We start from the raw sequence: 21,234 nt of genomic DNA on the forward strand, positions 1-21,234 counted from the left end.
GGAGGATCGACGTGCCGAAGGTGCGCATCGCGGTGCAGGACCCCGACGACGACGTGTCGCGGGAGCTGACCGCCGAGTTCCTCGCCGACATCGGCGCCCGCTACGAACGGTCCGGCGCTGCCTCGGCCCCGGCCCTGGACCTCGCGGAACTACGCGCACCCGACGGCACCTGGCTGGTCATGTACGACGGCGACGAACCGATCGGCTGCGGCGGCCTGCGCCGGTGCGACGACCACAGCGCCGAGGTGCGGCGGGTGTTCCTGCGCCCCGCCGCCCGCGGACGTAACCTGGCCCGCACCATGATGGTCGAGCTGGAGGACGTCGCCCGGCGGCGCGGCTACCGGCGCATCCGCCTCGACACCGGCGACCGCCAGCCCGAAGCCCTGCAGTTGTACCGGACCGGCGGCTACCACGAGATCGGCGACTACAACGGCAACCCGTACGCCCGGCACTGGCTGGAGAAGGATCTCGCGCCGCGGCCAGGCGACGTGCGGGTGGTGGCCCGCAAGTACGACGGCCGCCTGCACTGGCACGCCACCATGCCCCGGCTCGGCGAGGACGAGCACGGGGTGTGGCTGGGCGCGACGACGCACACGCCGTGGCGGCGCGGCGCGGAACCGGCCGTGTTCTTCCCGGTCGCGCACGTGGTGCTGATCCCGCACGAGGGCGACTGGGTGGCTGCGTTCAACGCCGCCCCGCACCGCACCGAGCTCTACATCGACGTGTCCGACCGGCCGGTGTGGCACGGCCCTGACGAGGTCGTCTCCATCGACCTGGACCTCGACGTGGTACGCCGCCGCGAGACCGGCGAGGTGGAACTGCTCGACGAGGACGAGTTCGACGAGCACCGGGTCCTGTTCGCCTACCCCGACGACGTCGTCGCCGGAGCCCGGCGCAACGCCGAAGAGCTGCTCGCGGCGGTACGCGCGCACGCCGAGCCCTTCGGCAAGGCGAGCCGGCCGTGGCTGGAGCGGATGAGCTGATCCCGCGCCCGCGGTGTCAGGCGGGCTGTTCGGTGAGGTAGCGCTGGACCGTCGGTCCGAGCCAGGTCACCAGGTCCTCCTCGGACATGGCCACCACCGGCGGGAACTGCAGGATGTAGCGGGCCAGGCCGATGCCGAGCATCTGGGCGCTGACCATCGCGGCGCGTACGGGTGCGCTCGCCGGGTCGCCGGTGAGCTGGGCGATCTTCGGGGCGAGCTGTCCGGCGAAGATCTCGCGCATGCGCTCGGCCGCGCCGTCGTTGGTGATGCCGGTGCGCAGCAGCACCTGCAGTGACTCGCCGGCCTCCCACTGGCGCAGGAAGTGCCGCACGAACGCCGCTCCGAGTTGCTCTCGCGGCACGTCGGCCAGGGCGTCGAACCGCAGGTCGAACTCGGCCGCCGCGGCGAACAGCTTCTCCTTGCTGCCGAAGTAGCGCATGACCATGGCTGGGTCGATCTTCGCGTCGGCGGCGATGGACCGGATGGTGGCGCGCTCGTAGCCGTCCGCGGCGAAGCGCTCACGAGCCGCCGCCAGGATGATCGACTTCGTTTCCTCCGAGGTACGCCGCATGTCAACAACTGTAGGCCAACACCTGTTGACAATCAATCCGACCCCGGTCTACCGTCGAAGTCAACAAGTGTTGGCCAACGATCGTTGACCTGGAGGAAAAGATGTCCACCCCGACCGTCGACGTCCTGATCGTCGGAGCCGGCCCCGCCGGGCTCACCGCCGCCGTCGTGCTGACCCAGCGCGGGCACACCGTCACCGTCGTCGACACGCAGGCCGAGGGCGCGAACACGTCCCGGGCCGCGGTCGTGCACGCCCGCACCCTCGAAGTGCTCCAGCCCTACGGCGTCACCGAGGAGCTGACGGCCCGCGGCATCCACGCGGCCCGGTTCACCATCCGCGACCGCGACCGGCTGCTCGTCCCGGTGCCGTTCGGCGGGCTGCCTACGCCGTTCCCGTACACACTGATGATCTCCCAGGCGGAGACCGAGGCCGTGCTGCTGGCCCGGCTCAAGGAACTCGGCGGCACGGTGCTGCGCCCCGCCACGGTGACCGCCGTCCGGCAGGACGACACCGGCGTCACCGCCACCCTCGACGGCGGACGCGAGATCCGGGCGACCTACCTCATCGGGGCCGACGGCATGCACAGCACCGTCCGCCAGAACGCCGGGATCGGCTTCACCGGCAGCACGTACGCCGAGTCGTTCACGCTGGCCGACGTCCGGCTCGACGGCGCGGTCTCCGACGCCGAGGTCGTCCTGTACTTCTCCCCCGCCGGGATGGTCGTCGTCGCGCCACTGCCCGACGGGACGTTTCGGATCGTCGCCACCGTGGACAGCGCCCCGGAGGTGCCCGACGTCGCGTTCGTGCAGCACCTGCTCGACACCCGCGGGCCGAAGGCCGCACGGGTCGCCGTCCGCGAGGTGGTCTGGGGCTCGCGGTTCCGGGTGCACCACCGCGTCGCCGACACGTTCCGCGACCGCCGGGTGCTGCTGGCCGGCGACGCCGCCCACGTCCACTCGCCGGCCGGCGGGCAGGGCATGAACCTCGGCATCGACGACGCGGCCGCGCTCGGCGACGCGCTCTCCCGCGTGCTCCAGGGAGCCTCGCCAGAGATCCTCGACGAGTACGCCGCCACGCACCGCGCGCACGCGCAGAAGGTCGTGGCCTTCGCCGGGCGGCTCACCACGCTGGCGACCATGCCCGCGTTCGTGCGGCCCGCCCGCAACCTGGTACTCGGGCTGCTCGGCCGCAGCGCCGCCTTCCGCCGCCGCCTCGCCTGGCAGCTCGCCGGCCTGGACCGCCGCCGGTGACCTGCGCCCCGGCCCGGAGACCGCGTTCCCGCAGCTCCCCGGCGATCCGAGGTTGGGAAGGGCACCTTCTACAACGCGGAGCGTTGTGAAGGTGCCCTTCCTTTCTACAGCTGCAGGCGGAGGTGGGGGTGTGCGAGGATGACGGGGCAGTCCGTGTGGCGGGCCGCTTCGTCGAGCAGGCGGCCGTGGTCGAGCCAGGAACGCAGGTGGGTCAGCACCAGTAGCTTGGCTCCGGCGCGGGCCGCGAGCCGACCCGCGTCGCCTGCGGTGAGGTGGCGCGGCACACCGGTGTCGTCGAAGCCGGCGCCCTCGGCCAGCAGCACCTCGCAGCCCTGGGCCAGCTTGTCCAGCGATTCGCAGGGGGCGGTGTCGCCGGTGTAGCACAGGGCGTCGCCGACCCGGAACGCGTACGACTCCATGCCGTGCTCGACCGCCGCGAACGTGACCTCCAGCGAACCGAGGCTCGGCAGCTCGGACGGCAGATCGTGGAACACGAACTGCGGCGCCGGATGCCGCCAGTTCAGCTCGGCGCGCAGATTCGCCGGACCGTACACGTCCAGCGGCCCGGCCTTGACGCGGTCGCGCAGGTAGGCGATCGAACCCAGGTCCGAGCAGTGGTCCGGGTGCGCGTGCGTGATCAGCACCGCGTCCAGGTCCGCCGGATCGCCGTGGCGCTGCAGCGGGCCGACCGCGCCCGTGCCCACGTCCAGCAGCACCCGCTGTCCGCCCTGTTCCACCAGGTAGCAGGACCCGGCACTGTCCGGACCGGGCACCGACCCGGCACACCCCACTACCGTCAGCTTCATCATTCGGCCTTTCGCCGGTGCCACCTGCATGCCTCGGTATGTGTTGTCGATCTCTCCCACAACACCGCACAGTGACTGCTCCCCCCGTTGAAGGCGAAGGGCTTCGCGCAAGTCGATCAAGACTTGGGCAGAGACGCCAGCCCGCGTCTCAGGATGTTGATCGCAGCCACAATATCGGCATGACAAGTGTGTTTGCACTCTTGGCAGCAGAATTCCGCCTGCGACTGGCGGTTGGCCGCAGCTGTGTGACCGCAGTTCGGGCAGATACGAGACGTGTTGGTTGGGTTCACCGCGATCGCCGTACGTCCGGCGCTCTCAGCCTTGGCGAACAAGATCGCAATGAACGATGACCAACCCGCGTCGAGGATGCTCCGGTTGAGCCCGGATTTTTGAGACACGTTGGTGCCTGGCTCCTCGCTCGTGCCGGATGCGCTGCGGGTCATACTCCCGACTTGAAGGTGTTCCACGACGATCGAGTCGTGATCCCGCACGAGAGCCAGCGCCGTTTTGTGGTGGAAGTCGTTTCGCTGACGTCGCACTTTGCTGTGGATCGCAACAACTCGGGCGCGCGCACGACGACGGTTGTTCGATCCGTGTTTCTTTCGCGCCAGCACCTGCTGTGCAGCCGCGAGGTTAACGGCGGCGCCCGCAAGGAACCTCGGATTTGGGACTTGGGCACCATCGGAGGTGGTAAGGAAGGACGCCACACCCATGTCCACTCCGATGACCACCCCAACTGCGGGGAGCGCCCGGACAGGTACGTCGTCACACGACACGATCACATACCACTTTGGGTGCTGACCGACACCCTCGCGCTTGACACTGATGGTCTTTACCCGCCCTTGCAGCTTTCGGTGCGCACGGACCTTGATGTGTCCCACACCCTGCAAGTAGACGCGCAGATGGCTGCCGCCTGGCTGACTATCCCACTTGCAGCCGTCGCCGTTCTTGGGCCATTCAACGATGTGAAACCAGCCCACCCCTTTGAACCGCGGATACCCACCTCGATGGCCCTTAGCCACACGGCTGAAGAACGCATTGAACACTTTGTTGAGCCGACGGAGCGTCGCCTGCTGAGAAGAGAACGACCACCTCCCCTGCCCGTCCAGATCGGTCGCCCGGATCTCCTTCAACTGACCAGACTGGCTCCCATAACTGATCGATATACGACATTTGCTCCACGCATCGCGTCGCTCCTGTAGCGCAGCGTTGTAGAGCAGACGATGATCGGTGAGACATGCCTGCAGGCGTGCGGACTGCCCGCTTGTCGGATTGAGGCGGAATTTGAAGGAACGTCTCATCCGATCGCCACATCTGCCGGCCCGGACGGCAAGCGCTCGCCATTCTTGCGCCAAGGGCGCTCGTATTGCGTCTGGATGTAGCGCTGAACAGTTTCCCCAGAGACGACGCCGATCGAACCCACGAAGTACGACGACGACCATAGGGTCGGCAGCTTCGAACGCAACTGCGAAAACTCGTGTCGCAGGACTCGCGACGTATGGCCCTTGACTTGGCTTGCCACCAGGGATGGTGCGGATTTCGGATCGGGCTTCACCACGAGGTGGACGAAGTCGGACATGATCTCCAGCGCAACGACATCCCACCCACGCTCGCCGCAGACGCCACGGACCAGCTCATCGCATCTAGATGCAACATCACCGGTGAGGACAGGGCGGCGGTATTTCGAGCACCACACGACATGCAGACCAAGGTCATAGACCCCGCCCGCGACCTTCCGGACCCGTCGTGTCGTCATCGGACAAGTATATGACAGCTTCACATATACTCAAGTCTAAGACGTCCACGGTGGCGACCCGAAGCTTCGCTCCTGGCTAATGCCATGCACCCCTACCCTCGATCTGATGCACCACCCAGCGAAAGGACCTAGATCATGTCCCGGTTCCCTGAGGTCGTCGAGCGGATGGCGATCGATCACGAGTTCGCCGCGCACGCCCGTAACAACCCAGAGGAGGTCAGCGCCGAATACCGCCTGAGCCCAGAGGAGGCTGCTCAGATGCTGGCGTTGACCGACGCCGGCTCGGGTGGCCCGACCGAGCTGGACCAGCGCCTCTCCAAGAGCGGTATCGGCAGCGGCGGCCTGGCCGGCCTGCTGGCGGGACTCGACCGGTCCAAGAAGGACGACGACCAGGACGCCACCGACCGGCCGCTGGGCCGCTGGGTCGGGCCGGGCGCGAACGACAAGTGACCCGGGCCGCGGGACACACCTGATCGAGGTGGACGATGCTTCACCCGAGTTCAGCCACGGGTGAAGCATCGTCCACGTGAGTCACAGGCTGCGTTTGAGCATCGCGTCGGCGAGCGCGTCGGCGCACTCGGCCAGGCGCAGCCCCACCACGTCCAGGCGGCGCAGCAGCTCGCGCTGCTTGAGCACGGGGCCGGTGACCTCGCCACTGAGCAGCTCGGCCAGTTCCTGGGCGTAGAGGTGGCGCACCCGGCCGGAGCGCTTGTGCGCGGCCAGCGCCGCCTCGGCGGCCTCGGCCGGGTGGTCGACCAGCCGGTCGAGTGCCCGGCGCAGATCGCGCAGGCCGATGGCGACCTGCTCCAGCATCGCGACCGCGTGGTGGTCCAGGCGTACGCCGTAGAGGTCCGTCTCGCGCACGTAGTCGCGCAGGTGGTCGAGCACGTCGTCGACGGAGCGGGACAGCCGGAACAGGTCCTCGCGGTCGATCGGGGTGGCCAGTGTCGCGGCCAGCTCGGCGACGAGGCGTCCCCGGTGGGCGTCGCCGTCGTGCTCGATCTCGGCGATGCGCAGCCGGGCCAGCGGCGGCTCGATCTCGCCGATGGTCACCATCACCGCCAGCGCCACCCCTTCCAGGGCGGCGTCGATCTGGGCGAGCACGATCGCCAGCACCCGTTTGGGGGCGCGCCCCGCGAGGTCGTCGAGCACCCGCCGCAGCCTGATCACGGTGACCTCCTCGCGGCCCGTTCACATCGCGCGGCAGCTGGCGGCGGGTTCACAGCGTGCTCCGCAGGGCCAGGCCGGCGGCGTAGCCGAGGGTGAGACTCGCGGGCACGGTGACCAGCCACGCGGTGAGCACGGGGGTGGCGAACTGCCAGCGGATGCGGCGTACGCCGGTGCTGGCTCCCGCGCCGACCAGGCCCGCCGTGGCGGACTGGGTCATGCTGACGGGCACGCCCATGCCCGCGCTGCCGAACACCGCGGTCGCCGACGCTACCCCGGCCGTGACCAGGGTCCACGGACGCTGCGGGGTGAGCCCGCCGGCCGCGCCCCGGGCCATGCGCCGCAGGCTCAGCACCGCCCCGGCCGCGAACACCAGCGCCGTCGCGCACAGCAGCAGCAGGGGCGGGGCCTGCATGCCGGGGGCCCGGTGGGCAACGCCGAGCGCCACCCCGACCACCGCGAACATCTTCTGCCCGTCGTTGGCGGCGTAGGCGAGGCTCTGCCCGACGAACGCGGTGACGTGCGCGTACCGCATCGCGCGGGACAGCCGGGACGTCGTGGGCAGCCGGCGTGCGGCCAGTCCGAGCAGGTAGCCGAGGCCGCCGCCGAGCAGCGGCGCGAGCGCGGCGACCGCGAGCACGACGGCGAGTGTGGACCAGGCGGGCGGCACGCCCAGACCGGCGCCGACCCCGGCGAGGCCGCCGAGCACCGCCAGGGTCACGCTCGTCGGCACGCCGCGCCAGGCCAACGTCAGGACGAGGGCGAGTGCGACGCCGACCCCGGCCAGCACGACCAGGGGTCCCCGGACGCCGCCGGCGTTCACGAGGCGGTCGGTGAAGGTGTGCGCGACGGCGAGGCCGAACAGCGCGGGTCCGGCGATGATCGCGGCGAGCAGCACGGCGAGAACGCCGTAGAGGGGCAGTTCGCGCTGGCGCAGGGCCAGGGCGAGCAGGGCCGCGCCGTCGTTGGCGCCGCAGACGAAGACGAACCCGGTGGCCAGCATCGCAAAGCCGAGAACCACGGCCGACCACCCCCGACTCCACCAGGAGTTCACCGTACTTGATCAACTGAGTTCGCACGGTCGGAATCCCGATTGCCGCTCGACTGGGTGATCGTCTAGCGTCACTCGCCGGGAGGAACACTGATGGCGAAGCTGAACCAGATCATCGCAATCGAGAAGGGCATCAAGAGCCGCTCGTTCCAGGACCTGACCGAGGCCCACCACGCCGTGCAGAAGCCGGCGCTGCTGTCGGGCATCTCGCGGACGTACCAGGCCAAGGACGAGGAGGGCGAGCAGCTGCCGCCGGAGTCCACGAAGGTGCAGACCCGCGCCGAGGACGTGCTGCGCCAGATCGGCACCACCCTGTCGCGGCTGTTCGACGTGACCGCGACCAAGGACGCGACCAACTGCGTGGCCCGCGCCGACGTGGTGGTCGACGACCGGGTGCTGCTGTCCGACGTGCCGGTGACCTACCTGCTGTTCCTGGAGAAGCAGCTCACCGACCTGCACACCTTCGTCAAGAAGCTGCCGGTGCTGGACGCGGCCGAGTCGTGGATGTTCAGCGACTCCGCGGACTGCTGGTCCACCGAGCCGGTGCGCACCATCCGCACCAAGAAGGTGCCCCGCAACCACGTCAAGGCCGAGGCGACCGAGAAGCACCCGGCGCAGGTCGAGGTGTACTACGAGGACATCGCGGTGGGCTACTGGACCACGGTGAAGTTCTCCGGCGCGCTGCCGGCCAAGCGGGTGTCGACGCTGCTGGAGCGGGTGGAGAAGCTGCAGCAGGCGGTCAAGTTCGCCCGCGAGGAGGCCAACAACGCCGAGGCGGTCGACAAGCACGTCGGCGACCGCGTCTTCGGTTACCTGTTCGCCTGACCACCAGACTCCCCCGCCGGAGGGCGGGGGTGCGCGAGGAGCGCAAGCTGAAGTTGAAGCTGAAGCTGAACAACGCGGTGACAGTGTGGGTTCGAGTCCCACCCCCCGCACCACCTGCGGGGGTAGCCCAACTGGCAGAGGCAGCCGCGATCAATCTCAGATTCTCGCTCCAGACTCAGCATTCGCCACCGAACACCAGGTCGACCGCGTACGGGCGAAATCCCCGGGGTGCCGGTTCGAGCCCGGCCCGCTCCTCTTCCTGGGGCGGTAGTCCAAACGGTAGAGACACGGGGTCTTGATACTGACCCGTTCGCTTAAACGTGCTGGTGTGTGCAATTCGGTGGCACTCCGAGGCCCGGGAGAAGGACAGTCTCCCGGGCTTCACCATGTCCGGCGGCAGGCCGTGTCGGCAAACCCCTTGGCCGCGCCGGTGACCGTGTTGTCGCAGGCGACGACGTTGCCGGCGACGGGCGCGAGGTGGAAGCCCCAGCCGGGGCCGTCGACGGCGGCGGTGTTGGCGGTGAACACGTTGCGGTCGCCCCAGCCGTCGGCGACGCGGTGGGTCTGGAAGCCGTCGCCGCGCGAGTGACGGCCGGTGTTGGCTTTGATCAGCCAGCCGTTGCCTTTCACGTCGACCCAGGAGTCGGCGTACGAGCCGGTCATCGCCGCGCCGTCGAACGTGTTGGCCTCGACGGTACCGCCGGTGGTGCCCTCCTTGACGTCGACGGGTTCGGCGGTGGTGGCGCTGATCCGGTTGCCGCGGATCACGTTGCGGTCGCTGCGGTCGGGCTCGCAGGCGGTGACGTCGCACCAGTTGCTCTCGGCGCTGCCGACGTAGACGCCCTCGCCGAACTTCGCCCGGCGCAGGCCGGTGTCGCGTACGACGCTGTCGCGCACCAGGTTGTCGGAGCTGAAGGCGCGCAGGTGGATCGCCTCGTCGCCGATGTGCTCCACGGTCAGGCCGGTGAGCGCGGCGTGGCTGGTCCGGTCGAGCATGACGCCCTTCTGGGCGTTGCGGACCGTGAACCCGGTCAGCCGCCAGTGGTCCGCGCCGTCGAGGTGCAGCCCGTACCCGTGGCCGGTGCCGCCGCCGTCGAGCACCGCGCCGCGGCCGCCGCACAGGTGCACGGGTTTCGCGGCGGTGCCGGGGGTGGTGGCGGCGAAGCGGCCCGCGTACACCCCGTCCTTGAGCCTGATGCTGTCCCCGGGCCGGGCCCGCGCCAGGGCGGTGGCCAGCGCCGGCGCGTCCGCGACCGTCACCGTGGCGGGCGGGCAGGCCGATGGGGCCCGGCTCGGTGTCGGGGCCGCGGCGGAGCCGGAGCGGGCGGCGTCCGGGGTCGCGCCGGCGCCGGATGCCACACCGGCGTTCGGTCCCAGGCATCCGGCCATTGCCATGAGCACCAGCACGACGATCCCCGCCAGCAGGGACGTCGCCGCGAACGGCAGTATCGGACCCCAGCCGTGGTGGCGTGCCCGAGCGCGGACCGCGGCGGGCGGCGGCGGGGCTGCGCGGCGCGGCGCGGGCCGGGGACTTGGTCGGCGCGGAGCAGGTGCGGTCATTCCGCCATCACCACCCTGGCCCGGCCGCGGGCCGTCTCGCGCGGGCTGGGCCTGCCGGGGCCGGTCCGCGCCGGGGGCGGCTCGCCGGGGAACAGCGGTTTCGTCGCCGCGTACGGGTGGCCGTGGTCCTCGCGCCGGCGGCGGAACGCCAGCACGACGATGAGCAGCAGGATCGTGGTCCACAGCAGCGTCATCGGGCTGGCGTAGTGGCGCACCCGGGCCCAGAGCGTGCTGGTGTCCAGCCACGCGTCGGTCTGGTTGTCGCGCACCGTGAGCTTGCCCTCGGCCCGGCCGGTGTCCACGGCGCTGGGGCCGATGCCGGTGATCGCGTTGCCCGCGGCGACCGAGCCGCCGACCGCGCCGACGAAGGTGACGCCGTGGCTGTTCGCGTCGTGGATGGTGTTGCCGCGCACCTCGGCGACGGAGTCGCGCACGTACACCCCGGTCTGGGTGCTCTCGATGAGGTTGCCGTTGATCCGGGCCCCGGCGACGCCGTCGCGGATCGCGATGGCCTGGCGGCGCTGGTCCTTCAGCCGGTTGGCGGTCAGCGTCAGGTCGCGTACGCCGAGCCGGGCCACGATGCCCATGTCGCCGCCCTCGATCTGGTTCTCCTGGATGCTGACGGACAGGCCGCCGAGGATCTCGAAGCCGTAGTGGCCGTTGCCTCGGGCGGTGCTGTGCGAGACGGTGTTCGCGCCGTAGCTGGCGGTCGACTGCCCCGACGCCGAAGGGCCGTCGGCCAGCGGCCGGCCGCTGAGGGTGAACCCGTTGCCGCCGTTGCGTTCGGCGGTCGTGTTGGTGATGCGGACCTGCTGCGTGGCGCGCGAGAGCAGGAAGCCGTCGCCGCCGTTGTGCTCGGACACGGTCCGTTCGATGACCGCGTTGGTGGCGAAGCGGTGCAGCACCACGCCGTGCTGCATGCTGTCGCGCACCTTCGTATCGGTGATCTTGATGCCGTCGGCGCTGGACACGAACAACCCGTACGCGTTGCCGACGAACTCGCTGTCGCCGATGGTCCCGGACACGTAGGACAGGCTCGGCACGGTGAACCTGCTGTCCGGGCTGGCGACCCGGCCCCCGGACAGCACCCGCACCTCGCCGGGCAGGATCCGGCCGGGCGTCGCCGCCGACGGGCCCTCGACCGCGCCGGTGTCGGGCCGGTCGGTGCCGGTCAGGCTGACCCCGCCGGTGCGGCCGCTCCAGAACCCCAGGTGGGAGGCGCGGGTGTGGCTCATCGCGAAGTTGCCGCCGATGGCCCGCAGGTAGGCCCGGCCGTCGCGGACGTCGGTGTCGGGTTTGCCGGTACGCGGATCCCAGCTCGTGACGCGTACCGGCGCCTGCTTGGTGCCCTCCAGGGTCAGGCCGCCGCCGAACGACACGATCGCCACGAACCCGCTGCTGCGGCTGGCCAGGCGCAGTTCCAGGCCGCCCGGGTGGGCCAGCTTCAGCCGCGCCCCCGAGTTGATGTAGATGTTCTCGGTCAGCAGGTACGCGCCCTGCTGCTGGCGGACGAACGTCTGCGGCGCGAGCCGCAGCAGGTCGTCGACCGTGTACGCGGCCGTGCGCGCGGTCAGCACCAGCGTGTAGCCGCCGGCGGTGTCGAGCCGGTAGGGCCGGTCCCACTTCTGCGTGGTGCTGCCCGGCGGGCGGCTGAGCAGATCGCGCAGCGGGGCCACCGCGGTCACCGCCCGGACCTGGTTGAGCCAGCGGTCCTCGGCGGCCACCAGCGCGGCCTGCCGCTCGGCATCGGCCGGCGCGGCTTCGGCGGCGGAGGCGCGATGGGCCGCGGGTCGGGCCGCGGCCGCGGGCGTGGCGGACGCGCCTGCCGCGGCGGTGAGCAGGACGGCGGTGGTGGCGGCACGGACGAGCACGGACGCGACCCGCCGAAAGGGCGCGGCTGCCCAGGGCCGGTTCATGCGGTCTCCGACGAGACGGCCACGGCCCGACGCCGGGCGGGGGTGGGCGGGGACCCCGACAGCGTGCTCGCGCCCTGGCCGTCGCCGCCGATGCGGTCCGCGCCGCGGGTCAGCCAGCCCTGCCGGTTCATGGTCGCGAACGCGTACAGCTTGATCGGCAGCGAGATCCCGATGACCACCGCCGCGATCAGCGGCAGCATCAGCAGTTCCCGGGGATGGCGGCGCAGATGCGACCAGCCGCGGATACCGCGCCCGGCCAGCAGCCAGAACAGCACCACCACCGCCCCGCGCGGGCTCAACTCCAGCCGGGACAGCAGCAGGTAGCCCAGGGCCATGCCCATGGTGACCGGGGTCAGCAGGATCTGCAGCACGGTGATCTTCGTGACCAGCGGGGTCCGCCACAGCCAGCCCTTCCACAGCGCGGTCAGGTAGCAGCGGTAGGAGTTGCGGCTCCAGCGCACCCGCTGCTTGACGAACGCCCGCAGCGTCGACGGGAACATCGACATCGCCCGCGCCGAGGACTGGTGCACGGTGCGGTAGCCCGAGGCCAGCACCAGCCAGGTCAGCCGGCCGTCGTCACCGGCCACGCAGCGCCGGCCGAGGAAGAACTCGTTCTCCAGATGGTCGAGCACCGGCAGCACCACCGAGCGCCGGTACGCCGCCGTGCGCCCCGACAGGCAGGCCACCGCCCCGGCCCGGCCCATCGCCGGCACGTAGTCGTGGTAACGCAGGTTCACCAGCCAGTCCGCGACCCGCCGCCAGACGCTGGTGGTGCGCTGGTGCACGTTCTGCTGGGTGCCGACGCCGCCGACGGTCGGGTCGGCGAACGGCATCTGCACGGCCGCCAGCAGCCCGCGCTGCCAGCGCGTGTCGGAGTCGACCAGCACGACGAGCTCGCCGCGGGCGGCGCGGATGCCGACGCCCAACGCCGAGCGCTTGCCCCGGTGCGTGAACGGCAGCACCCGCAGGCGCGGGTCGTCGACGGCGGCCAGCCGCCGCAGCACCTCGGTGTCGCCGACGTCGGGCACGAGCACGACCTCGTCGGGGTTCTGGGCGAGCCAGCTGTGCAGGCACTCCAGCAGGATGTCCGGGTCCTCGCGGTAGGACGGCACCACCACCGACACCGACGTGCGGAAGTCGTTGAGGACCGGCCGGTCCAGCCGGGACAGCAGCACCCGGTAGAACCACAGCCCCCACACGAACGCGCCGGCCAGGCCCAGCGGCATCAGCTCGCGCCACGAGGTCTCGGCTGCCGCGGCGACCAGCCACGACCAGACGCCGTCGAAGAACCGGGACAAGGGCCGCCTCCAGCGATCCGGCGGGCCGCCGCGGCCCGCTCCACCGCTGTAAACCGGCGTACGCCCGGAAACGGGCCGCCCCGTCCGGGCGTTTCTCATCCGTCCGCGCCGTCGCGCCTGATCGTTCGACTTGCCGGGCACCTGTGCGTATCTTGAGCGCGGTTTCGCCCATGTGCCGGGCAAGTCGAGCGATCTTGAGCGGCATGGGTCAGAGCTACCGGCCGGTATTAGCTCCGCATTAGCCCCGCTATGTGGTGGTCTGGAGTAAATTCATGTTATGACCGAACCCGCGAGGGCGCGGCATGGCGTGCCGGGCCTCGCTCTCGGCGCCGCGATGCTCGTCGCCGAACGACTCCGCAGGCTCACCGGCCCGGTCGACCCGGCCGAACAGGCCCGCATCGAAGACCTGCTCACCAGCGGCGTCGAGCCCTCGCCCGCCGACGCCCGCTCACCGGTCGCCATCGCCGTCGGCCTCACCCAGCAGAGCTACGACCTCGCCAGACGCACCGGAGCCCGGGTCGGCGAGGCCACCCGCAGCCAGGCCCGCAGACTCGCCGGGGCCACCCGCGCCGCGCTGCCGGCGAACTCCCCGATCGACACCGCCCGCGACGTCGTCACCGCCGCCGGTCTGCGCGGACGCGACACCCTGGTCTCCAGCCGCGCCGCCGCGGCCGTCGCGCTGCGCGACACCGTCGACGAGAGCCTGACCTGGGTCGAGAAATCGATCGTGCCGCGCATGGTGGACAACCTGATGCCATACCTGATCAACAGCGTGGTGCCGCGCCTCGTCGAGGGCGCCATCCCCGAGATCAGGCGCAAGGTCATCCCCGTCGTCATCGACGACATGACCCGCGACCCCCGGCTCCAGGAGCTGATCACCGAGCAGAGCCGCGGCGTGCTCGCCAGCGCCACCGACGAGCTGCGCGAGACCTCCGCGACCGCCGACGACCGGATCGAGTCCTCGTTCCGGCGGGTGTTCCACCGCCACCACGCGAACGGTGAGCGGTGACCGCGGCTGGCCACCATCCACCGTACGCAGGCATGGTCTCCCGGGTCTCCGGGCTGGCCATCGACGCCGGGATGCTCGCGATCGCCTCGTCGCTGGCCGTCTCCGGCGTCCCGGCGGTCTGGTCGGCGCTGGCCGGCCAGGCCCCCGGCTGGCTCAAGGCGGCCTCGGCGGTGGTCGCCGCCGTACTGCCCATCGTCTACTTCACCGCCTGCTGGTGGATGACCGGCCAGACCCTGGGCTCCCTGCTGTTCGGCACCGTCGTCCGCCGCACCGACGGCCGCCACGTCGGCCTGTGCCGCGCCTTCCTGCGCGCCCTCGTCGGCCTCGCCATCCCCGTCCTCTGGCTCATCGGCATGGTCGGCATCCTCACCGACTCCAAACGCCGAGCCTGGCACGACCACCTCTTCGGCACCGTGGTCCTCTACACCGACCGCACTCCCTGATTGCCCGCCGTTCCACGACCCACCTGCGGTGCAGGACCTGGGACCCGCCCTGGCCGGTGAGTTTGCGGACGATCGCGACCGTGCTGCCCAGTGGCTTGGCGGCCCAGTCGACGGGGTGGCCCCGGTAGCCGACATCGGCCCAGATCATGCCGATCGCGTCTCGCGTAGGCGTCGATCATGCGGGAAACCGTGCCGATGACCGGCTGATCGCGCTTCCCCGGGCGAGCGTCCCGGACCGCCTCAGCGGTCAGAGCGAGTACGGGTGCATCGCCGTCTTCTCCCGCTCGACGAAAAGCCCCACCCAGCCGCGCGCGGCGAATCCGGGCAGGTATCCCTCGATGGGCTCGACTCCACTGTCGCCGGCAGAGCCCACTGAACCTCCCACGCAATAGACGGTATACATCTGAATATTGACAGCTATACAATTCTGGCGTCGGCAGGCACCAGCAGCGGGTACAGCATCTTCCGCGGCGGAGTCGGCTCCTCGACCTCGAACTCCATCGACTCGATGTGGTCTGTTTCGCCCTCCATCGGTGATCAGTACTGCACCGGCGGATCCTTCAGCGGGGAACTGTGCGGCTGGTCGGTCAATGGCGTCGGCGTCAACTTCTGGGTCGGTGACAAGTACAAGCGCAACATGACACGCGGCGCCAAGAGCGGACTGTGCACCACGGGCGGCGACTCCGGCGGTCCGATCTACACTGTGCTGGGCAACGGCAACGTCGTGGCCAAGGGAATCCACAGCACCGGCGGGAGCTCCGGCGGCTGCACAGAGACCTTTACAGACATCAGGCTGGCCTACTTCGGCTTCCCTGGCCAGATACGGGAGATCTGATCATGTCGAGAGCCAGGCTCCTGTGGATCGGACTGGCCCTGCTGATCGTCGTCGCGGGCGGAGTTCTGGTGTACCAGTTGACCTCCGCTCCGGAGGGACGCTCCGTGCCGGTCGACAGCTACCACACCGAGCCTGGCTCTCGTACCGCTCGCCTACAGGTGACCCTCGGCATCGGCGACAAGGTCGTCGACACCGAGGTCGTCGAAAGCAGCGAGGCGGTCACCGTGACGGTGAAGGTGCAGGAGTCGTCGGAGACAAGGGAGGACATCGGCATTCCGACCCAGGTCGACATCGTTCTGAGCGAACCGATCGGCGACCGGCGGGTCGTCAATTCGATCGACGGCGCCACTATTCCAGCCGTCTGACCGCCGGCGAGCGGAGGGCTCGGATCGGCCGGCACCGTGAGCGGGAGTGCGGGGAGTAGGGTCGGCGGGTGCGTTTCCCCCTCGTAGCGGCCGGCTTGGCGACCGCGCTGACCCTCGCCGCCTGTTCCGGGCCGTCGCCCGAGCCTGCCTTCGTGCCGGCCGCCGCGCCGTCGGCCGTGCCGTCCGCGACCCCGGCCGCCTCGCCCGCGCCGTCGGCCTCGGCCACACCGTCGGCAGCCGCACCCCGTCACGTGTTCCCGGTGCTCGGCAAGAGCTCCTACGGGCGTACCCATCACGACTACCAGGCCACAGACGTGATGGCGCCGTGCGGGGCGACGATTGTCGCGGTCGTCGACGGCGTGGTGCTGGAGATCTCGCCCGTCGACCTGTACGACCCGAAGACCGACGACGGCGCGCTGCGCGGCGGCAAGTCGGTGTCGCTGCTCGGCGACGACGGTGTGCGCTACTACGGCTCGCACTTCTCCGCGATCGACGCGAAGATCAAAGCGGGGGTACGCGTCAAGGCGGGCCAGCCGCTCGGCAAGGTCGGCCGCACCGGCCTGGCCAGCGCCTGCCACCTGCACTTCGGCATGTCTCCGGTGTGCGCGAGCACCGGCGACTGGTGGATCCGCCGCGGCGTGATCTGGCCGTGGCGCTACCTCGACGCCTGGCGCAAGGGCACCGCCAAGTCCCCCGTCACCGAGATCCAGACCTGGGAACGCAAGAACGGCTGCTCCACGAAGCCGCCGAAGGGCGCCTGACGCGCCGCCACACACAAACGTCGGCCTGTCTCGTCGAAGATCCGTGACCCGGATTCGATGAGACAGGCCGACGTTCATGGCAAGCCGGACGCGTGGCGTCAGCCGACGTGGACCGCGCCCTCTGTCGGGAGGTCGGACTTGCGGACCTTGATCAGTACGGTGATCACGATCGCGGACACGACCAGCAGCCCGCCGCCCCACGCGAACGCCGTCGCGAATCCGTGCACCGCCGCCTCGGCCTGCACGAAGCCCGCCGTCTGCGGGTCCATGCCCGGCTTGAGGTGCTCGGCCGCGTAGTCCGTGGTCGCGTTGAGCGCGAACGTGCTCAGCAGCGCCGCGCCCAGCGAGCCGCCCACCTGCTGGGTGGCGTTCAGCGTCGCGCTGGCCGCACCGGCGTCGTGCTGCGGCACGCCGACCAGCGCCAGGCTGGACAGCGGCACGAACGTGAAGCCCAGGCCCAGACCCAGCACGATCGCGCCCGGCAGCACGTGCGTGGTGTACGACGTGGTCACGCCGATCTGGGTGAGGAACAGCATGGAACCCGCGGCCAGCACCGCACCCGCGATCATCAGCGGCTTCGCGCCCAGCTTGGGCAGCAGCTGGCTGGCGACACCCGCCGAGATGAACACGCCCGCCGAGATCGGCAGCGAGGCCAGACCGGCCTCGATCGGGGTGTAGCCGAGCACGCCCTGGAAGTAGAAGGTCAGGAAGAAGAACGCGCCCATCAGGCCGGCACCGGTCAGGGTGCTGGACAGGTAAGCGCCGCCGCGGTTGCGGTCGAGCAGGATGCGCAGCGGCAGCAGCGGGTTCTTCGAGAACTTCTGGATGATCACGAACACGACCAGCAGCAGCGCGCCGCCGATCATGTAGGCCAGCGCCTCCGGGGAGTCCCAGCCGTGCTCGGGCTCGGCGGCCTTGGTCAGGCCGTACACCAGGGAGATCAGGCCGAGGGTGACCACGATCGCGCCGGGGATGTCGTAGCGGGTGTTGCCCGTGGCCTTGCTCTCCGGCACGAACGGGATCGCCGCCGCGATGGCGATGACCGCGATCGGGATGTTGACCAGCAGGCACCAGCGCCAGTCGGCGTACTCGGTGAGCACACCGCCCAGCAGCAGGCCGACCGCCGCGCCGCCGCCGGCGATGGCGCCGTACACGGCGAACGCCTTGGCGCGCTCCTTGGCGTCGGTGAACAGCACCGTCAGCAGGGCCAGACCGGCCGGGGCGAGCAGCGCGCCGAACGCGCCCTGCAGGCCGCGGGCGGCGAACAGGCTCAGCCCGTCCCAGGCCAGGCCACCCAGGGCGGACGCGGCCGCGAAGCCGATCGCGCCGGCGATGAAGGTCCGCTTGCGGCCCCAGTAGTCGGCGATGCGGCCGCCGAGCAGCAGCAGACCACCGAAGGTCAGCGTGTACGCGGTGAGCACCCACTGCCGCTCGGCGTCGGTGATGCCCAGGTCGCCCTGCATGGCGGGCAGCGCGATGTTCACGATGGTCGCGTCGAGCACCACCATGAGCTGCGCGATCGCGATGATCGTCAGCGCCAGCCAGCGCCGGGGATTCGGGGCGGCGGCGGAGGGTTCCGCAGCCTCTGGTCGGGAGACCGTGGTGGTCATCGTGGTGCCTTTCGGTGGTGAGGGTGTTTCAGCGGGCCAGGACGGGCAGGAGGATCTCGTCGCAGACCCGGGCCAGGTACTCGTCGTCGAGCGGCCGGCCGTGTCCGAGGTGCCTCGCCATCAGCTGTGCGGTGACGAGGTCGGGAAAGAGGCTGTCGTAGGGCTGCGGCTTGATCTCGCCGCGCTGCACGGCCCGTTCCAGCAGCGCCTCGGTGTGCCGGTGGATCTCCGGGTACACCTGGCCGCGGACGATGCCGGCGAGTTCGGGGTCGGTCTGCATCGCGAACGACAGCGCGTGGATCAGCGGGCCCTCGTCGACGACGCATCGGGCGGCGGCGACGAGCAGCTCGATCAGGTCGCCGCGCAGGGTGCCGGTGTCGGCCGGGGCGACGTCCTCGGTCTGCTGCTGGCGCAGCACCTGGGCGACCAGGTCGGGCTTGCCGGGCCAGTGCCGGTACAGGGTCGCCTTGCTCATGTGGGCACGGGCCGCGATCGCGTCCATGGTCATCTTGTCGTAGCCGACCTCGCGCAGCAGCTCGCGCACGGCGGCGCACAGGGGCGCTCCGGCGGGCACGCGGGCACGGCTCATGACAGGCTCCGGGGGAAGGAAGATGCGAAACGGAACGGTTTCGTTTCCTGACCATACGCAGCCGACCTGCTCAGACGCGCTCCCCTGAGAGACGGATCACCCGATCGAAGCCGGTCTGTCGCGCCGGTGACAGCGGGGGCGAGATGATCGGTGTAGGTGATGGACGAGATCGGACCCATCCGCGGGGGCCTCGGCGCCGAATCGTCGGTGATACACAAGTGACGGGTGAACAGATCCACGCCGGAGGGGCGGAACTGTGAACGGTGACGAACAGCCGTACCAACGGCCCGACCGGCTGGCCAGCGTGCCGGAACCGGCCGCGCCCGCGGACGCCGAAACCCTGCTGCGGGCCGTGGCCCGCGGCGACGAGGTCGCCTTCACCAGGCTGTACGAGCTGGTCGCGCCGCGCGTCTACGGCCTGGCTCGCCGCGTCGTGCGCGATCCGGCGCAGGCCGAGGAGGTCGCGCAGGAGGCCCTGGTCGAGGTGTGGCGCACCGCGAGCCGGTTCGACCCGGCCCGCGGCTCGGCCACCGCCTGGGTCTTCACCATCACCCACCGGCGGGCCGTCGACCGGGTGCGCTCCGAGCAGGCGGCGCTGGACCGGGTGCAGCGGATGGCGCCGGAGGCGACGCAGACGCCCGCCGACGAGGTGGTCGAGCAGGCCACCGCCCGGCTGCAGCGCCAGCAGGTGCGCCGGTGCATCAAGACGCTGACCGACCTGCAGCGCGAAGCGATCACCCTGGCCTACTACGGCGGCTACACCTACCAGCAGGTCGCCCAGTTGCTGGGCGCGGGCCTGCCCACCGTGAAGACCCGCATGCGCGACGGCCTGATCCGGCTGCGCGACTGCCTCGGCGTGGAGGTGGCGGCATGAGCGAGATTCACTCCTTGGCGGGTCCGTATGTGCTGCACGCGCTGGACGAGGCCGAGCGCGAGACGTTCATCCAGCATCTGCGCGGGTGCGAGACGTGCGCGGCCGAGGTGGCCGAGCTGAACGAGACCGTGGCGCGGCTGGCCGACGACGCGTGGTCGGTCCCGCCGCCGGCCATGCGGGACAACGTGCTGGCCGCGGTGCGGCGTACCCGGCAGATCCCACCGGCCCGGCCGGTGCGGACCAGGCGCGAGCCGGCCCGCTGGTGGCGGCATCCGGCGGCGCTGACGGCGGCCGCGTGCCTGCTCGTCGCGGCGCTGGTCGGCGGGACGACGTTCGCGGTGCAGGAGCAGCGGCTGCGCGAGGAGCGGGCCGTGGCGCAGGCGGCGCGGCAGGAGCTGGCCCGCACGCAGGCGGTGCTGACCGCGCCGGACGCGACGGTGCGCACCTCGAACGTCGCCGGTGGCGGCAAGGTCACCGTGGTGGCCTCGGCCGCTCAGGACGCCGCCGTGATCCTGCTGGCGACGCACTCGCCCGGGGAGCAGAAGGCGTACCAGTTCTGGCTGATGGAGGGCACGACCCCGCACTCGGCCGGAGTGCTCGCCGCGGGGCAGGGCACCGCCACGCACCTGGTCAGCGGCGTCAACGCCGCCGACGCGATGGGCCTGACGGTGGAACCGGCCGGTGGTTCGACCAGTCCCACACTGCCCATCATCGCTGAGATCCCCATGAAATAGAAAAAAAACGACAAAAATCGCGCTAATCGCTCCAAACCATGACGGGTTCAGTGTCGAATCACCGGTGGAGGTTTTCACCGGAGGAAAGGAACCACCGTCATGTACGGCAAGAGGAAGCTCACCGCGCTCGCGGCCGTCGCCGCGTTCTCGCTCTCGCTGGCGCTCAGCGCCTGCGGGGGCGAGAACACGGCGGCCACCACGCAGCCGACCGGACTGCCGACCACCGTGCCCACCACCGTGCCGACGGCCCTGCCGTCCATGCCCGGCGCCGCGGGCGGCGAGTTCGGGCCGGCCTGCGCCACCATTCCCAAGGACCCGGCCAACCCGGGCAGCCTGGAGATGATGGCCAAGCAGCCGGTGGCCACCGCGGCGGCGGCGAACCCGCAGCTGTCCACGCTGGCCGCCGCGATCCAGGCCGGCGAGCTGGCCGACACGCTCAACAACGCCGAGGCCGTCACCGTCTTCGCGCCCACCAACGAGGCCTTCGCCAAGATCCCGAAGGCCGATCTGGACAAGGTGCTCGCCGACAAGGAACTGCTCAAGAAGATCCTCGCCTACCACGTCGTGGACGGGAAGACCGCGCCCGACGCACTGGCCGGCACCCACAAGACCCTGGAAGGCCAGGACATCACGGTCACCGGCAGCGGCACCGAGTTCAAGGTCAACGACACCGCGATGATCGTCTGCGGCAACATCCAGACCCGCAACGGCGTGGTCTACCTCGTCGACAGCGTGCTCATGCCTCCGTCCTGACGGACGGGCAGGAAGGGCGCCTGGGCGGCACGAGCCTCACCGCTTTCCGCACGGAAGGCGCCCTTCCTGACTTCCTGA

24 protein-coding genes and 1 tRNA gene are annotated in these 21,234 nt (G+C 70.6%); 13 read left to right on the forward strand and 12 right to left on the reverse strand.

Annotated features, from left to right (window positions below):
* Nucleotides 1-11: 11 nt before the first annotated feature.
* Nucleotides 12-983 carry a GNAT family N-acetyltransferase gene (locus tag AB0B35_RS17345; RefSeq protein ID WP_361046239.1) on the forward strand — a complete coding sequence of 324 codons (972 nt, stop codon included), beginning with the start codon at nucleotides 12-14 and terminating at the stop codon, nucleotides 981-983.
* A gap of 16 nt (nucleotides 984-999) precedes the next feature.
* Here the strand turns inward: AB0B35_RS17345 and AB0B35_RS17350 are convergent, their stop codons facing one another.
* Entirely contained in the window at nucleotides 1,000-1,554 is a 555-nt protein-coding gene (locus AB0B35_RS17350; protein ID WP_361046241.1) for a TetR family transcriptional regulator, read from the reverse strand.
* A 101-nt stretch (nucleotides 1,555-1,655) separates the two neighbouring features.
* Here AB0B35_RS17350 and AB0B35_RS17355 point away from each other — a divergent pair, with 101 nt between their 5' ends.
* A complete protein-coding gene (locus AB0B35_RS17355; RefSeq protein WP_361046243.1) occupies nucleotides 1,656-2,804 on the forward strand; it encodes an FAD-dependent oxidoreductase in 1,149 nt (382 codons plus the stop codon).
* A gap of 104 nt (nucleotides 2,805-2,908) precedes the next feature.
* On the opposite strand, the gene AB0B35_RS17360 is transcribed toward AB0B35_RS17355, so the two are convergent.
* From AB0B35_RS17360 to tnpA, 3 genes are all read right to left on the reverse strand, one after another.
* A complete protein-coding gene (locus AB0B35_RS17360) occupies nucleotides 2,909-3,610 on the reverse strand; it encodes an MBL fold metallo-hydrolase (protein ID WP_361046244.1) in 702 nt (233 codons plus the stop codon).
* Between the two features lie 116 nt (nucleotides 3,611-3,726).
* Nucleotides 3,727-4,911, reverse strand: coding sequence for a transposase (locus AB0B35_RS17365; RefSeq protein WP_360524366.1), 1,185 nt, complete (start codon nucleotides 4,909-4,911; stop codon nucleotides 3,727-3,729).
* Nucleotides 4,908-5,366 (reverse strand): IS200/IS605 family transposase, encoded by a 459-nt coding sequence (gene tnpA, locus AB0B35_RS17370; RefSeq protein ID WP_360524363.1) that lies wholly within the window; start codon nucleotides 5,364-5,366, stop codon nucleotides 4,908-4,910. Before tnpA ends, AB0B35_RS17365 begins: the two co-directional genes overlap by 4 nt.
* Before the next feature lie 135 nt (nucleotides 5,367-5,501).
* On the opposite strand from tnpA, the gene AB0B35_RS17375 reads away from it, so the two are divergent.
* On the forward strand, nucleotides 5,502-5,816 hold the full coding sequence (locus AB0B35_RS17375; protein WP_360524360.1) for a hypothetical protein: 315 nt from the start codon (nucleotides 5,502-5,504) through the stop codon (nucleotides 5,814-5,816).
* 81 nt (nucleotides 5,817-5,897) lie between these two features.
* On the opposite strand, the gene AB0B35_RS17380 is transcribed toward AB0B35_RS17375, so the two are convergent.
* The gene (locus AB0B35_RS17380; protein ID WP_361046246.1) at nucleotides 5,898-6,536 is read right to left on the reverse strand and encodes a DUF47 family protein; all 639 of its coding nucleotides are present in this window, start codon (nucleotides 6,534-6,536) and stop codon (nucleotides 5,898-5,900) included.
* Nucleotides 6,537-6,585: 49 nt separating this feature from the next.
* Nucleotides 6,586-7,554 (reverse strand): inorganic phosphate transporter, encoded by a 969-nt coding sequence (locus tag AB0B35_RS17385; RefSeq protein WP_361046248.1) that lies wholly within the window; start codon nucleotides 7,552-7,554, stop codon nucleotides 6,586-6,588.
* 123 nt (nucleotides 7,555-7,677) lie between these two features.
* On the opposite strand from AB0B35_RS17385, the gene AB0B35_RS17390 reads away from it, so the two are divergent.
* Nucleotides 7,678-8,409 (forward strand): hypothetical protein, encoded by a 732-nt coding sequence (locus AB0B35_RS17390; RefSeq protein ID WP_361046250.1) that lies wholly within the window; start codon nucleotides 7,678-7,680, stop codon nucleotides 8,407-8,409.
* A gap of 23 nt (nucleotides 8,410-8,432) precedes the next feature.
* A tRNA-OTHER gene (locus AB0B35_RS17395) sits at nucleotides 8,433-8,522 on the forward strand.
* Between the two features lie 268 nt (nucleotides 8,523-8,790).
* Here the strand turns inward: AB0B35_RS17395 and AB0B35_RS17400 are convergent.
* From AB0B35_RS17400 to AB0B35_RS17410, 3 genes are all read right to left on the reverse strand, one after another.
* Nucleotides 8,791-9,768 carry a right-handed parallel beta-helix repeat-containing protein gene (locus tag AB0B35_RS17400; RefSeq protein WP_361046253.1) on the reverse strand — a complete coding sequence of 326 codons (978 nt, stop codon included), beginning with the start codon at nucleotides 9,766-9,768 and terminating at the stop codon, nucleotides 8,791-8,793.
* A gap of 197 nt (nucleotides 9,769-9,965) precedes the next feature.
* Complete coding sequence (locus AB0B35_RS17405) at nucleotides 9,966-11,885, reverse strand: right-handed parallel beta-helix repeat-containing protein (protein WP_361046255.1); 1,920 nt, start codon at nucleotides 11,883-11,885, stop codon at nucleotides 9,966-9,968.
* Nucleotides 11,882-13,183, reverse strand: a complete 1,302-nt coding sequence (locus tag AB0B35_RS17410) for a glycosyltransferase (protein WP_361046258.1) — start codon at nucleotides 13,181-13,183, stop codon at nucleotides 11,882-11,884. Before AB0B35_RS17410 ends, AB0B35_RS17405 begins: the two co-directional genes overlap by 4 nt.
* A 277-nt stretch (nucleotides 13,184-13,460) precedes the next feature.
* Between AB0B35_RS17410 and AB0B35_RS17415 the strand changes: the two genes are divergently transcribed.
* Entirely contained in the window at nucleotides 13,461-14,192 is a 732-nt protein-coding gene (locus AB0B35_RS17415) for a hypothetical protein (RefSeq protein WP_361046261.1), read from the forward strand.
* A 32-nt stretch (nucleotides 14,193-14,224) separates the two neighbouring features.
* A complete protein-coding gene (locus AB0B35_RS17420) occupies nucleotides 14,225-14,635 on the forward strand; it encodes an RDD family protein (RefSeq protein WP_361046263.1) in 411 nt (136 codons plus the stop codon).
* Between the two features lie 247 nt (nucleotides 14,636-14,882).
* On the opposite strand, the gene AB0B35_RS17425 is transcribed toward AB0B35_RS17420, so the two are convergent.
* On the reverse strand, nucleotides 14,883-15,020 hold the full coding sequence (locus AB0B35_RS17425; RefSeq protein ID WP_361046265.1) for a hypothetical protein: 138 nt from the start codon (nucleotides 15,018-15,020) through the stop codon (nucleotides 14,883-14,885).
* A 123-nt stretch (nucleotides 15,021-15,143) separates the two neighbouring features.
* Here AB0B35_RS17425 and AB0B35_RS17430 point away from each other — a divergent pair, with 123 nt between their 5' ends.
* The 3 genes from AB0B35_RS17430 to AB0B35_RS17440 all read left to right on the forward strand — a co-directional run bounded on the left by AB0B35_RS17430 (nucleotide 15,144) and on the right by AB0B35_RS17440 (nucleotide 16,596).
* On the forward strand, nucleotides 15,144-15,470 hold the full coding sequence (locus tag AB0B35_RS17430) for a hypothetical protein (RefSeq protein WP_361046268.1): 327 nt from the start codon (nucleotides 15,144-15,146) through the stop codon (nucleotides 15,468-15,470).
* Between the two features lie 68 nt (nucleotides 15,471-15,538).
* A complete protein-coding gene (locus AB0B35_RS17435) occupies nucleotides 15,539-15,835 on the forward strand; it encodes a hypothetical protein (RefSeq protein WP_361046271.1) in 297 nt (98 codons plus the stop codon).
* A gap of 68 nt (nucleotides 15,836-15,903) precedes the next feature.
* A complete protein-coding gene (locus AB0B35_RS17440; protein ID WP_361046274.1) occupies nucleotides 15,904-16,596 on the forward strand; it encodes a M23 family metallopeptidase in 693 nt (230 codons plus the stop codon).
* A 98-nt stretch (nucleotides 16,597-16,694) separates the two neighbouring features.
* Here AB0B35_RS17440 and AB0B35_RS17445 read toward each other — a convergent pair whose 3' ends face one another.
* Nucleotides 16,695-18,206: an MFS transporter gene (locus AB0B35_RS17445; RefSeq protein ID WP_361046277.1), complete on the reverse strand. Its 1,512-nt coding sequence runs from the start codon at nucleotides 18,204-18,206 to the stop codon at nucleotides 16,695-16,697.
* A gap of 28 nt (nucleotides 18,207-18,234) precedes the next feature.
* The gene (locus AB0B35_RS17450) at nucleotides 18,235-18,795 is read right to left on the reverse strand and encodes a TetR/AcrR family transcriptional regulator (protein WP_361046280.1); all 561 of its coding nucleotides are present in this window, start codon (nucleotides 18,793-18,795) and stop codon (nucleotides 18,235-18,237) included.
* A 256-nt stretch (nucleotides 18,796-19,051) separates the two neighbouring features.
* Between AB0B35_RS17450 and sigK the strand changes: the two genes are divergently transcribed.
* The 3 genes from sigK to AB0B35_RS17465 all read left to right on the forward strand — a co-directional run bounded on the left by sigK (nucleotide 19,052) and on the right by AB0B35_RS17465 (nucleotide 21,156).
* On the forward strand, nucleotides 19,052-19,669 hold the full coding sequence (sigK, locus tag AB0B35_RS17455) for an ECF RNA polymerase sigma factor SigK (protein ID WP_361046284.1): 618 nt from the start codon (nucleotides 19,052-19,054) through the stop codon (nucleotides 19,667-19,669).
* Complete coding sequence (locus tag AB0B35_RS17460; protein ID WP_361046287.1) at nucleotides 19,666-20,403, forward strand: anti-sigma factor; 738 nt, start codon at nucleotides 19,666-19,668, stop codon at nucleotides 20,401-20,403. Before sigK ends, AB0B35_RS17460 begins: the two co-directional genes overlap by 4 nt.
* 99 nt (nucleotides 20,404-20,502) lie before the next feature.
* On the forward strand, nucleotides 20,503-21,156 hold the full coding sequence (locus AB0B35_RS17465; RefSeq protein WP_361046289.1) for a fasciclin domain-containing protein: 654 nt from the start codon (nucleotides 20,503-20,505) through the stop codon (nucleotides 21,154-21,156).
* Nucleotides 21,157-21,234 lie beyond the last annotated feature (78 nt).

The organism is Catellatospora sp. NPDC049133 (genome assembly GCF_040648455.1).
GTDB lineage: Bacteria > Actinomycetota > Actinomycetes > Mycobacteriales > Micromonosporaceae > Catellatospora > Catellatospora aurea.

Excerpts from the sequence above, each read along its gene's own strand:
- AB0B35_RS17350 (WP_361046241.1), bottom strand. The coding sequence starts at position 1,554 with ATGCGGCGTACCTCGGAGGAAACGAAGTCGATCATCCTGGCGGCGGCT.
- AB0B35_RS17355 (WP_361046243.1), top strand. The coding sequence starts at position 1,656 with ATGTCCACCCCGACCGTCGACGTCCTGATCGTCGGAGCCGGCCCCGCC.
- AB0B35_RS17360 (WP_361046244.1), bottom strand. The coding sequence starts at position 3,610 with ATGAAGCTGACGGTAGTGGGGTGTGCCGGGTCGGTGCCCGGTCCGGAC.
- AB0B35_RS17365 (WP_360524366.1), bottom strand. The coding sequence starts at position 4,911 with ATGAGACGTTCCTTCAAATTCCGCCTCAATCCGACAAGCGGGCAGTCC.
- tnpA (WP_360524363.1), bottom strand. The coding sequence starts at position 5,366 with ATGACGACACGACGGGTCCGGAAGGTCGCGGGCGGGGTCTATGACCTT.
- AB0B35_RS17375 (WP_360524360.1), top strand. The coding sequence starts at position 5,502 with ATGTCCCGGTTCCCTGAGGTCGTCGAGCGGATGGCGATCGATCACGAG.
- AB0B35_RS17390 (WP_361046250.1), top strand. The coding sequence starts at position 7,678 with ATGGCGAAGCTGAACCAGATCATCGCAATCGAGAAGGGCATCAAGAGC.
- AB0B35_RS17405 (WP_361046255.1), bottom strand. The coding sequence starts at position 11,885 with ATGAACCGGCCCTGGGCAGCCGCGCCCTTTCGGCGGGTCGCGTCCGTG.
- AB0B35_RS17415 (WP_361046261.1), top strand. The coding sequence starts at position 13,461 with ATGACCGAACCCGCGAGGGCGCGGCATGGCGTGCCGGGCCTCGCTCTC.
- AB0B35_RS17420 (WP_361046263.1), top strand. The coding sequence starts at position 14,225 with ATGGTCTCCCGGGTCTCCGGGCTGGCCATCGACGCCGGGATGCTCGCG.
- AB0B35_RS17430 (WP_361046268.1), top strand. The coding sequence starts at position 15,144 with ATGTGGTCTGTTTCGCCCTCCATCGGTGATCAGTACTGCACCGGCGGA.
- AB0B35_RS17445 (WP_361046277.1), bottom strand. The coding sequence starts at position 18,206 with ATGACCACCACGGTCTCCCGACCAGAGGCTGCGGAACCCTCCGCCGCC.
- AB0B35_RS17450 (WP_361046280.1), bottom strand. The coding sequence starts at position 18,795 with ATGAGCCGTGCCCGCGTGCCCGCCGGAGCGCCCCTGTGCGCCGCCGTG.
- AB0B35_RS17460 (WP_361046287.1), top strand. The coding sequence starts at position 19,666 with ATGAGCGAGATTCACTCCTTGGCGGGTCCGTATGTGCTGCACGCGCTG.
- AB0B35_RS17465 (WP_361046289.1), top strand. The coding sequence starts at position 20,503 with ATGTACGGCAAGAGGAAGCTCACCGCGCTCGCGGCCGTCGCCGCGTTC.